At 67.7% G+C, this 10,718-nt stretch carries 10 protein-coding genes; 4 read left to right on the top strand and 6 right to left on the bottom strand.

The window, feature by feature from the left end; genetic code table 11:
- The first annotated feature begins 98 nt into the window (after positions 1-98).
- Positions 99-1,688 carry an NAD(P)-binding domain-containing protein gene (locus ACTIL2_RS14470; RefSeq protein WP_442338178.1) on the top strand — a complete coding sequence of 530 codons (1,590 nt, stop codon included), beginning with the start codon at positions 99-101 and terminating at the stop codon, positions 1,686-1,688.
- Here ACTIL2_RS14470 and ACTIL2_RS14465 read toward each other — a convergent pair.
- Complete coding sequence (locus ACTIL2_RS14465) at positions 1,685-2,749, bottom strand: MBL fold metallo-hydrolase (RefSeq protein WP_442338177.1); 1,065 nt, start codon at positions 2,747-2,749, stop codon at positions 1,685-1,687. The two genes, ACTIL2_RS14470 and ACTIL2_RS14465, sit on opposite strands and share 4 nt — an antisense overlap.
- A gap of 38 nt (positions 2,750-2,787) precedes the next feature.
- Positions 2,788-3,237: a pyridoxamine 5'-phosphate oxidase family protein gene (locus ACTIL2_RS14460; RefSeq protein ID WP_442338176.1), complete on the bottom strand. Its 450-nt coding sequence runs from the start codon at positions 3,235-3,237 to the stop codon at positions 2,788-2,790.
- A gap of 290 nt (positions 3,238-3,527) precedes the next feature.
- Between ACTIL2_RS14460 and ACTIL2_RS14455 the strand changes: the two genes are divergently transcribed.
- From ACTIL2_RS14455 to ACTIL2_RS14445, 3 genes are all read left to right on the top strand, one after another.
- Positions 3,528-5,123 carry a flavin monoamine oxidase family protein gene (locus tag ACTIL2_RS14455; RefSeq protein WP_442338179.1) on the top strand — a complete coding sequence of 532 codons (1,596 nt, stop codon included), beginning with the start codon at positions 3,528-3,530 and terminating at the stop codon, positions 5,121-5,123.
- Positions 5,124-5,206: 83 nt separating this feature from the next.
- Complete coding sequence (locus ACTIL2_RS14450) at positions 5,207-5,929, top strand: Rid family hydrolase (RefSeq protein ID WP_442338175.1); 723 nt, start codon at positions 5,207-5,209, stop codon at positions 5,927-5,929.
- 121 nt (positions 5,930-6,050) lie between these two features.
- Positions 6,051-6,875 carry an alpha/beta hydrolase gene (locus tag ACTIL2_RS14445; RefSeq protein WP_442338174.1) on the top strand — a complete coding sequence of 275 codons (825 nt, stop codon included), beginning with the start codon at positions 6,051-6,053 and terminating at the stop codon, positions 6,873-6,875.
- On the opposite strand, the gene guaD is transcribed toward ACTIL2_RS14445, so the two are convergent.
- Genes guaD through ACTIL2_RS14425 form a run of 4 tightly spaced genes read right to left on the bottom strand, consistent with a single transcriptional unit; the run spans position 6,872 to position 10,665 of the window.
- Positions 6,872-8,152, bottom strand: a complete 1,281-nt coding sequence (gene guaD / locus ACTIL2_RS14440) for a guanine deaminase (RefSeq protein WP_442338173.1) — start codon at positions 8,150-8,152, stop codon at positions 6,872-6,874. The two genes, ACTIL2_RS14445 and guaD, sit on opposite strands and share 4 nt — an antisense overlap.
- A 49-nt stretch (positions 8,153-8,201) precedes the next feature.
- Entirely contained in the window at positions 8,202-9,746 is a 1,545-nt protein-coding gene (locus tag ACTIL2_RS14435; protein ID WP_442338172.1) for a nucleobase:cation symporter-2 family protein, read from the bottom strand.
- A 5-nt stretch (positions 9,747-9,751) separates the two neighbouring features.
- A complete protein-coding gene (uraH, locus tag ACTIL2_RS14430) occupies positions 9,752-10,102 on the bottom strand; it encodes a hydroxyisourate hydrolase (RefSeq protein ID WP_442338171.1) in 351 nt (116 codons plus the stop codon).
- Positions 10,099-10,665 (bottom strand): 2-oxo-4-hydroxy-4-carboxy-5-ureidoimidazoline decarboxylase, encoded by a 567-nt coding sequence (locus tag ACTIL2_RS14425; RefSeq protein ID WP_442338170.1) that lies wholly within the window; start codon positions 10,663-10,665, stop codon positions 10,099-10,101. Before ACTIL2_RS14425 ends, uraH begins: the two co-directional genes overlap by 4 nt.
- Positions 10,666-10,718 lie beyond the last annotated feature (53 nt).

Here is a 10,718-nt window from a genome sequence, read left to right as displayed (position 1 = left end):
GTGTGACCATTGCGTTAAGGATAGGCAACCGCAGAATGAAACATTCCCGTAACACGACTTTCGCGGGAGGGTCATGCGGTGGCAGTAGCATCATCGGCATGACACGCGTATCCACCGATCCCGATACCGCCACCGGCCCCGCGACGGACGCACCGACCGTCTACGCCAGGCCGACCGACCCGACGCTGCCCGAGCGGACCCGCCCCGAGCCGCTGCCCGAGGCCGAGGCGAGCGCCAACCTGGCGGCCCTGGAGAAGCAGGCACGCCGGGACATGGCCCTGATCGGACACAACCACGACTGGGTTCCCGCCCCTGCCGAGGGCGCCTTCAATGTGCTGGTCATCGGTGGTGGCCAGGCCGGACTGGGTGCCGCCTTCGCACTGTCCCGGCACCGGATCGGCGCGGTGAAGGTCATCGAGGCAGGCCCGGAACCGGAGGTCGGCTGCTGGACCCGTTACGCGCGCATGCACACGCTGCGCAGCCCGAAGAACATGAAGGGCATCGAGCTCGACATCCCGTCGCTGCACACCGAGCGCTGGTTCGAGGCGAAGTACGGCCCCGAGGCATGGGAGGCAACGGACCTCTGCCCGCGCGAGGACTGGAACGAGTACCTGACCTGGTACCGCTCAGTCACCGACGCCGACGTGGACTTCGAGACCGCCATCACCTCCGTGACGCCCCCGGACGCCGACGGCTACTTCCACGTCACCGCGGTCAGAGGCGGCGAACCACTCGAGTACCGCACCCGGCGCATCGTGTTCTCGATGGGCCTGACCGGCGGCGGTGACACCTTCCTCCCCTCCCTGGTCGAGTGGCTGCCCGCTGAGTTCCGCGCCCACACCGAGGACGAGATCGACTTCGACGCCATCAGGGGCAAGCGCGTGATCGTGCTCGGCGGCGGCGCCTCCGGCTTCGACAACGCGTCCTCCGCCCTGGAGGCCGGTGCCGCGAGCGTGGAGATGCACGTGCGGCGCAAGGACGTCCCGCGGCAGAACTCGCTGCGCTGGATGGAGTTCCCCGGCATGCAGGAGCACTTCTACGATCTGACCGATGAACAGAAGTGGGAGTTCTCCCTGTTCAACGGTGGTCTCCCGCAGCCGCCGACGCAGGCGTCCGTGTGGCGCGCCTTCATCCACGACAACTTCTCCATGCTCACCGACACCCGGTGGGCCGACGCGGAGGTGCGGGAGGCGGCCGACGGTGGGTCGGAGATAGTCATCACCGACGACAAGGGCATCGAACACGTCGGTGACTTCGTGATCTCGGCGACCGGATACACCGTGGACCTGGGCCTGCGTCCGGAACTGGAGGCGTTCCTGGACGACATCGCCCTGTGGTCCGACGAGTTCGGCCCCGCCGCCGAGCACCCGATGGGCAAGTGCCCGTACCTCGGTGACGGTTTCCAGTTCCAGGCGAAGGAGGGGGCGTCGGACGCGGCGAAGGAGTACATCCCGAAGCTCATCCACCTCTCCACCGGCGCGCGCGCCTCCCATGGCGTGGCCGGCAACCAGCTCTCCGGCATCTTCGCCGGGCTGACCCGGTTGAGCAACCGGATCGCCACGGACATCACGAAGGAGAACTGGCCGGACTTCTTCGCCGGGTTCACGGCCTTCGACTACCAGGAGGTCGGCAACGTCGGCCGGCATGTCGAGGGCGAGGCCTGGTACCCGCAGGCGCCGCGGTACTAGCGCTCCCGCACCAGGTCGCGGTACATCATGGTCTGCCGCAGCGCGGACCAGACCGTCGATGAGGACGAGACCTCGTCCCACCCGCTGCTCCAGGTCAGGCGCGCGGCCAGGCGCCAGACACTGATGTCCGGGTTCCAGTCCAGCACCCTGGACACCTCACGGGCACGCACCATCACGTGCTCGACGGTCTCGTCGATGCGGGCGCCCAACCCGGTGAAGCAGTACCCGTGGCCGGGGACCACGGTGTAGTCGCCGAACTGCCGCAGGGTGTCCAGGGCATCCAGGTAGTGCTTCACCGGATTCCCGCCGAGCGAGGAGATCCCCAGCCCGATACCGGGGAAGATCTCCGGGATCACGTGGTCGGCGGCGATGAGTATGCCGCGGTCGTCGTCGGCGAAGCACAGGTGGCCGGGCGTGTGTCCGGGGGTCATCACGGCCCGCCAGCCGAGTTCCCCGGTGATCCCGTGTTCCGGGAGTATGTCGCCGTCTCCGATGAGCCGGTCGGGACGCTGACGCGGAATGAACTCCGGGATGCCCTTCCTCGGCACGGGGTAGGGGAAGGCGTCCAGCACCCCGTCCGGCACTCCGGTGTCGTGCTCGTTCACCGCGTAGTCGTCGACACCGGTTCCGCTGCGTGCGGCGTCCACCGTCCGCTGCTCCACCGCTCCCAGGTGGTAGCGCGCACCGGTGGCCTTCAGCAGCGCGGCCGCCCCACCGACATGGTCGGGATGGGCGTGCGTGACGACGACGTCGGTGACCTGCTCCAGCCGTCGGCCGTGTTCACGCAGGAAGTCGTCGAGGGGACGCAGGACGTTGCCCTCGGCGTCCTGCGCCCTGTTCCCGGCCCAGCCCGGATCGACGACGGTGACCCCGTCCTCCCCCAGGTGGACGGTGGAGAGCACGCTGGACATCACCCCGGCGCCCGGCATGGTCACCGACCGGACCCACAGTTCGCCGTCCGTGCGGCTCAGCCGGACGGGCGCGGGCGCGCGGCCCTTGAGCGCGGCGGTGTACTGGCTGCGGAAGACGGGGGTGACTGGGGTGTCATGGGGTACTGCCATGGTCAGTCAGCGTACCCGTCAGGCGCGGACGGCCACCGTCAGTAGCGCTCGGGTTCCTCACCGAGGTTGAACGTCCGTCCGGAGACCTCGGTTGGGGTGATCTCGACGAAGTTGTACTTCAGCGTCGGCAGCCAGGGGCTCAGGGGGAGGTTGTCCGCGGCGTGGATCTCGTCCGGGTCGGTCAGCGCGCGGGCGGTGCCCTTCACGATGACCGACCAGGCGTGTGCCGGGTTGCCGTCACCGTCGCGGTCAACGTGGTCGGCTTCGAACAGGACCCTGGAGTCCAGGAGGGACAGGGTGAACAGCTTCGTCCCCTCCGCGGTGCGGAAGTAGATCTTGCCGTCACTGACCACGTAGTTGACCGGGAAGAGGTCGAGGTCGTCGGTGCGGTGCACGACCAGGCGGCCCAGGGTGGTCGTCCCGAGGAGGTCCAGGGACTCGTCATCGTTGAGGGTAGAGACATCCGGGTTTTCACTGTTGTCGCTCATACCTCCATTGTCCCACCGTACGACGCCGGACGCACTGATCACCGCTGTCTCATAGGACACATATGACGGCAGATACATGTCCGCCCCCGTCCACGGTGCACCTCCGCCGCCGCCTCCGTCGCCACCACCCGGTTCACGTCCGGTTTACCTGGACCCCGTCACCCCCACCGCCCATCGTCACCGAGGGGTAACTGTCACGAAACACGGGTTCCCGACAATATAAATCGACGTGAAAACATCGATTGCAGGAGAATGACTTGGCACAGTTCAGCCTCACCAGACGACAATTCATCACCCGCTTCGGCATGCTCGCCGGCACCGGGGCCGCCTACGGCGCAATGGCCAGCATGGGCATGGCACCCGCGGTCGCCGACACCGACATCACCCGCGTCGGATTCGAACCGCCACGGCCCGGGCACCTCATCGACCGGGTCAGTGGCCACCACAAGGTCCTGGTGCTCGGCGGTGGCCCGTCCGGCCTCGTCACCGCCTACGAACTGCAGAAGGGCGGCTACGACGTCGAGGTGCTCGAGGCACGCAGCCGTCCCGGCGGACGCGTGTGGACCGCACGGGACGGCGTCACCGAAACCGACCTGGACGGCGAAACCCAGACGTGCACCTTCTCCCCCGGCCACTTCTACAACGTCGGCGCCACCAGGATCCCCCAGCACCACATCACCCTGGACTACTGCCGGGAGCTCGGCGTGGAACTCCTGGCCTTCGGCAACCAGAATGCGGATGCCCTCGTCTACTACGACGGCCACACCCCGCTGAACAACGTGGCACTGCCCTACCGTCAGGCGAAGGCGGACACCTACGGCTACGTCTCCGAGCTCCTGACCAAGGCCATCAGCAAGGGCGCCCTGGACGACGACCTCAGTTCCGACGACAAGGACGCCCTGTCCGAGTTCCTCGCGGACTTCGGTGACCTCTCCGACGACGGGCGTTACACCGGCACCGACCGCGCCGGTTTCAACGGTCCGCCGTCCGGCGCCGCCACCGACTACGGCGACCCGCGGGAAGCCGCCGAACTCAGCGACGTGATCCAGTCCGGCATCGGACGCAACTTCTCCTTCGACTTCGGCTACGACCAGGCCATGATGATGTACAGCCCGGTCGGCGGCATGGACATGATCTACCACCGCATGTCCGAGGCCATCGGCCCGAACCGGGTGAAGTACGGCGCCGAGGTCACCGGGTTCTCCACCGGCGACAACAACTCCAAACCCTGGGCCACCTTCACCCGCAACGGGCGCGACGAGCGCATCGAGGCCGACTTCATCGTCAACACCCTGCCGCCGCACCTCGTCGTCAAACTCGACAGCGACCTACCCACCGACCACGTCAACGCACTGAAGGACGCGAAGCCGTTCAGTGCGGGCAAGCTCGGCATGGAGTACTCACGGCGCTGGTGGGAGGAGGACCAGCGCATCTACGGTGGCGCGTCCAACACCGACCTGGCGATCGAGCAGATCATGTTCCCCTACGACCACTACAACTCCGACCGCGGGATTGTGGTGGCCTACTACAACAACGCCGAGAATCACCAGGAGTTCGAGAAGCTCAAGCACGCCGACCGCCTGGAGAAGGCCGTTGACCTCGGCAAGAGGATCCACGGGGACGTCTACGGCGAGGACATCAGTTCGTCCTTCTCCGGCTCCTTCATGAAGACGAGGTACTCCGAGGGCGCCTGGATCGACTGGCCCTCGGGCTCGCACTCGCACAACGACCACCCGTCGTACCTGAAGGCGTGCGAACCGGTGGGGCGGATGTACTTCGCCGGCGACCACCTGTCGAACTCCATCGCCTGGCAGCACGGCGCCCTGGAATCGGGCCGGAAGGCGGTCATGGACATCCACGAGCGCGTCGGCGCCGCATCCGACTGATCCGCGGTTGCCGCCCCTCGCACCCGGTGTGATCCACCCTCTCCGCTGACCTGACCCGACCCGCCAGACCAGAAGGAAAACGCATGTCCCTGTACCGATCCGCCCGCCGCACCCGTACCGTCCGCTCGGTGTCCGCCCTGGCCGTCTCCACCGGCCTCGTCCTCGCCCTCGCCGCCTGCTCCGACGACACGGATGACGACGATGCCGACCCCACCTCCGCCGAGGAGGTCGACACCGTCTTCGACAGCCACTTCGACGAGTCCGGCGATGCCGTCACCCTCGCCGACAGTGTGACCATCCCGTCCGACACCGAGCTGTTCAAGACCTCCGGGATGGGCCCCGAGGCGCTCAACGAGGACGCCGACGAGGACGACCCGATGGCCTACATCGACCCGTCCCTCCTGGTCGACGGCGAACTACCGGACGGCATGAGCATGACCGAGGCCCAGGGACTGCAGGTGCTCTCGATCCTGCGCGGGATGCTGCAGGAACAGGGGCTGGACGTGCAGGACGTCGCCACGATGCGCGTGTTCGTCGCACCGGAGGAGGGCGAGGACCCGGACTTCGACGGCTGGAACAGGGCGTACAGCCAGTACTTCGCCAACACCGACCTGCGCACCGGCGATCCGCAGCAGCTCTCCCGCGGCACCTCCGAGGAGACCTCGGATCCCCTGGTCATCAACCCGACCCGTCCCGCCCGCTACGCCATCGGCGTGGTGAAGCTGCCGGTGGAGGGCTGGCTCGTCGAGGCCGAGGTGGACGTCGTCTACGATCCCGACGACGTTGACGGTGGGGACGACGAGTAACCGTCGTCCACCCGGGGTGAGCCTGCAGCTACCTGAGTGGCTGGAGCCTGTTCCTGTGCCATCTCGCCTCAGACTGACTCGCCTCCACCTGTGAAGTCCCACCAGCGGTTACTATTCTCATGTGCCGAAGTTCAGGGATCGCAGAACGCGCCGCATCGTCCTGACCACCCTCGCCGTCCTGGTGATGGTGGCACTCAGCACAGCCGTCCTGATCACGGTCCTGGTCCGCAGCGGTGACGATGAGGAGCCCTGTGCACCACTCACGGGCGAGTTCACACACAACGAACGGGACAGTCTTTACCACATCTACAACTGCGGGCTGGATGCTTCACAGCCTGTCGGTGTGCTGGTCCACCTCCACGGCGACGGGGCCGGGGAATTCGCCTACCCCGACGACCCCGACGGGACACTGGGCTCCCTCGCCCGGGTCGCGAACGAACGCAACATGCTCTTCGTCGCACCGCAGACCCCCTCCCTGGGGAACGGGTGGACCTGGTGGATCGACCTTCCGGGGAACGTCGAGTGGCTGGACGCGTTCATGCAGGACGAGGTCCTGTCCCGGCAGGGCCTCGACACCGGCAACGTCTGGTGGTCCGGGTACTCCGGCGGGGCGGAGATGGTCAGCTACGGCGTCCTGCCCCGCCTTCCGGACCTCGTCACCGGTGGCGCGGTGATGCTGGCCGGCGGCGGGGCACCGGAGGACACCCCTCCCCTGGCCGACACCTACCCGGTGGAGAAGCGCGGACGCCTCCCGCTGACCTGGGCTGTGGGGGAACTCGACGACGGCTCCACCAGCAGCGACAACTTCGACGCCCTCACCGCCGCCCGCGTCGGCTCCGAGTTCTACCGCAACCAGGGCTTCAGCGAGGTCAGCCTGACGATCAGCGACGGGCACGACCACGTCGACCTGCCCCAGGCCGACCTGGTGGACGCGGCCCTCGGCTAGCCTCCGGCGACCACGGTCCGGCTGACGGCCCGTTCGTCGCCCAGCATCATCAGCGCGAACAGCAGTTCCGCGGTCTCCCCCGCGTTCCCGACCCGGTTGCGCAGCACCGCGGAGTTGGCGTCGGCGAACGGGTCGAGGACCACCAGGTCAGCGTCCTTCCCTGTCTCCAGCGAGCCCACGGACGCCTCCACCCCGAGGGCCTCGGCACCGCCGAGTGTGGTCAGCCGCAGCAACTCCGCGACGTCCAGCGGCGTCCCGAGCATGCGGGACGCCTTGTACGCCTCGTTCAGGCTGACCAGCGGGGACAGGCTCGTCCCGGCGCCGACGTCCGACCCTAACCCGACCCGCAGGCCCGGCGTGGCCTGTGCACGGGCGACGCTGAACATGCCGGAGCCGAGGAAGAAGTTGGAGGTGGGACAGTGCGCGATGGACGCCTCCGCCGCTCCCAGCCGACCGATCTCCCGGTCGGACAGGTGCACCGCGTGGCCGAACACCGACCGCCTGCGCACCAGGCCGACCCGGTCGTAGACATCGGTGTAGTCCGCCGCGTCCGGGAACAGCTCCCCGACCCAGCCGACTTCGCCGGTGTTCTCCGACAGGTGGGTCTGGACCACCGCGTCCGGGTGGGACGCGGCCAACTCGCCGAGGGCCGTGAGCTGCGCGTCCGAGGACGTCGGGGCGAAACGCGGGGTGATCGCGTACTCGAGGCGTCCGACACCGTGCCACTTCTCCAGCAGGGCAGCACTGTCCGTCACCGCTGAGTCCGGGGTGTCCAGCAGTTCGTCCGGGGCGTTGCGGTCCATGCAGACCTTGCCGGTGATGATCCGCAGGTTGCGCTGGTGGGCATGACGGAACAGTGCCCCGGCACTTCCCGGGTGCACGCTGGCGTAGACGCAGGCGGTGGTCACACCGTTGGCGATGAGTTGTTCGGTGAAGAACGCGGCCGTGGCGTCCGCGTGTGCGTCGTCGGCGAAACGTGCTTCAGCCGGGAAGGTGTACCTGTCGAGCCAGTCGAGGAGTTCCAGGCCGGGCGAGGCGATCATGCCGACCTGGGGGAAGTGGACGTGGGCGTCGACGAAACCGGGGATGATCAGGCGGTCGCCCTCATCCTCGGTGTTCGCGTCCGGGTGGTTCCCCAGGACGCTGTCGGCTGCTCCGACGTCGATGATCGTGCCGTCACGGTGGGCGACGGCGCCGGACGGGATGTCGAGCAGTGCGTCCTGCCCGCTGATCGGCGTGACCACGTGGCCGAGCACCACGGTGACCTGGTTGGGCATGAAACTCCTTGGGTCGGCGGGGTGGGGCGGAACCGGTGGGGCCGGGCGGTCAGGCCTTCGGCGAGCGCTCGGCGTCCCCGTCCTCCGAACCCGGGATCACACCGGTGGTCTCCGGTGCCGCACCCATGTTGCCGGGGATCCGGGCGTCCACGGGCGGCTCCTGGTCCGCCTCCGTGTCATCCGCCAGTTCGTCCTCCATGTCCTCGGCGAGGTGTCCGCCTCCTGCGCGGTTGAGCAGCAGGTTCAGCAGGATCACGGACACGGCTCCGACCAGGATGCCGCTGTCCAGGATCATCTCGACCTCGTCCGGGAGGTTCGCGTAGATCCCCTCGAACACGTTCGGCAGCATCGCCAGCGCAATGGACACGCCCACGATGAGCTTGCGGGTCTCGTTCCACTCCACCTGCGACAGGGTGGTGATCCCGGAGGCGGCGACCATGCCGAACAGCGCAACCCCCGCGCCGCCGAGGACGGGCTGCGGAATACCGGTGGCGATCTCGCCGACCTTCGGCAGCAGGCCGAGGACGATGAGGATGATACCCGCGGCCGTCACGACGAACCGGCTGGCCACCCGGGACAGCGAGACCAGACCCACGTTCTGGGCGAAGGCCGAGTAGGGGAAGGTGTTGAAGATACCGCCGAGGAAGGTCGCCAGACCGTCGGCGCGCAGACCGTCGGCCATGGTGCGTCCGGTGGCGCGCTTGCCGGTGATGTCTCCGACGGCGACGATGTCCCCGGCGGTCTCGGTCATGATCACCAGGCCGACGAGGATCATGGTGAGGATCGAGACGATCTCGAAGGTCGGCACACCGAACTGGAACGGCATCGGGACTCCGACCCAGTCCGCCTCGCCGACCGCGGAGAAGTCCGAAGCCCCGGTGAACACGCCGACGACGGTACCGACGACGATGCCGCCGAGCACGGCCATGGACTTCCACGCGACCGGGGCGAAACGCTGGATGCAGATGACCGCGACCAGGGTGAGCAGCGCCAGCATGAAGTTCCCGACGGTGCCCTGCTCGCTCTCCGCGCCGTTCTGGTTGAACAGCCAGCCGGCGGCGACCGACAGCAGCGACAGGCCGACCACGGTGATGATGGTGCCGATGACCAGCGGCGGGAAGAACTTCACGACCTTCGCGAAGACGGGGGCGATCAGCATCATCGCGACGCCTGTGACGATCACGGAACCGTAGATGGCGGTGATCCCGTGCTCGGAGCCGATGGAGATCATCGGGGCGACGGAAACGAAGGACACGCCCTGGATCAGGGGAAGGCGAGAACCGAAACGCCAGAAACCGAGGGACTGGATCACCGAGGCGATGCCGGCGACGAAGAGGTCCGCGACGATGAGGTGGTGCATGTGCTCCGCCTCGAACTCGCCGGCGGAGATCAGGGCACCGCCGACGATCAGCGGGACGGCGATCGCCCCGGCGTACATCGCCAGGACGTGCTGCAGGCCCAGGATGAACGTCCTGAGCATCGGGGGTTTCTGGTCGACCGGGTGAACCCCGTCGATGTGGTCGGCGCCGATGGTGCCGGGGGGAAGGACGTCCCTGTCACCCGCTGCGTTGTCACTCACGTTCGTCTCGCTCATGTCGCTCAGCTTCCTTGGTAGGTCGAGTAGCCGTAGGGGGACAGGAGGAGAGGGATGTGCAGGTGACCGTCGGCCCCGCCCCTGGCCTGCGTGACGAAGAACGTGATGTCCACGTAGGGGTACAGGGAGGAGAAGGACGCGACGTCGGACGCGGCGAGGTAGTCCCCGGACGCGAACCGCAGGCGGTAGGTCCCGGGGTCGAGCGGGGTGGTGAACCGGTAGCGGCCGTCGGCGTCGGTCGCGCCGACCTCGATCGCGGCCCCACCGTCGGCGCCGTCGGTGCCGAAGAGCTCGAAGGTGAGGCCTTCGGCGGGGTTGCCGGTGGTGGTGTTCAGGACATGGGTGGACAGACTCATGCGTCGGCCCCCTTCTCGCCGGTGGTCTCGTCACCGGAGTCGTCGGTCACGTAGCCGCGCAGCCGCAGCTGGTTGATGGCGTCGAGGTGCCGGACAACGACCGGCCATTCGTCGCCGGGCTCGTGCGCGATGCGCTCGACGAGGTTGTCGAGGATCTGCCGGCTGTCGCGTCCGGCGGCACGGATGAGGAAGTTCCAGCCGAACTTCTCCCGGTAGGTGGGCTGCAGGTTGCGGATGGAGTTCATCTCGCCGTGCTCACCCTCGTTGCCGGCGGCGGTCGACTGCTCCGCGGCGGAGCGGGTGCCCGCCTCGACCTTCCCACCGATCGGCGGGTGGTCGTTCACCGATTCCAGGATGGTGTCGTCGTCCTGCTCGTTGAGGAGGGTGGACGCGGCGGTGCACACCTCGTCGACGCTCGAGAAGGGGCGGACGTCCACCACCGCAACGGCGAGGGTCCTGCTGGAGAACAGTCCGGCCAGCTGGTCAACGAGTTCCGCGGCGGGTGCCGCGTTGAACTCCGCCACCGTCACTCCGGCCGGGGTTGAGGTTACTGGTGTTGTCATGGGTAACAGTGTCGCGTATCGGTGTTTCGGGCGAGTAACTCCAGGATTTCCCG

This window comes from Corynebacterium sp., from assembly GCF_052107835.1.
Taxonomy (GTDB): domain Bacteria; phylum Actinomycetota; class Actinomycetes; order Mycobacteriales; family Mycobacteriaceae; genus Corynebacterium.
Note: the sequence above shows the minus strand (reverse complement) of the source record. Positions and strands in the feature narration are given on the sequence as shown.

Excerpts from the sequence above, each read along its gene's own strand:
- ACTIL2_RS14470 (WP_442338178.1), top strand. The coding sequence starts at position 99 with ATGACACGCGTATCCACCGATCCCGATACCGCCACCGGCCCCGCGACG.
- ACTIL2_RS14425 (WP_442338170.1), bottom strand. The coding sequence starts at position 10,665 with ATGACAACACCAGTAACCTCAACCCCGGCCGGAGTGACGGTGGCGGAG.
- uraH (WP_442338171.1), bottom strand. The coding sequence starts at position 10,102 with ATGAGTCTGTCCACCCATGTCCTGAACACCACCACCGGCAACCCCGCC.
- ACTIL2_RS14435 (WP_442338172.1), bottom strand. The coding sequence starts at position 9,746 with ATGAGCGAGACGAACGTGAGTGACAACGCAGCGGGTGACAGGGACGTC.
- ACTIL2_RS14450 (WP_442338175.1), top strand. The coding sequence starts at position 5,207 with ATGTCCCTGTACCGATCCGCCCGCCGCACCCGTACCGTCCGCTCGGTG.
- ACTIL2_RS14460 (WP_442338176.1), bottom strand. The coding sequence starts at position 3,237 with ATGAGCGACAACAGTGAAAACCCGGATGTCTCTACCCTCAACGATGAC.
- ACTIL2_RS14465 (WP_442338177.1), bottom strand. The coding sequence starts at position 2,749 with ATGGCAGTACCCCATGACACCCCAGTCACCCCCGTCTTCCGCAGCCAG.
- guaD (WP_442338173.1), bottom strand. The coding sequence starts at position 8,152 with ATGCCCAACCAGGTCACCGTGGTGCTCGGCCACGTGGTCACGCCGATC.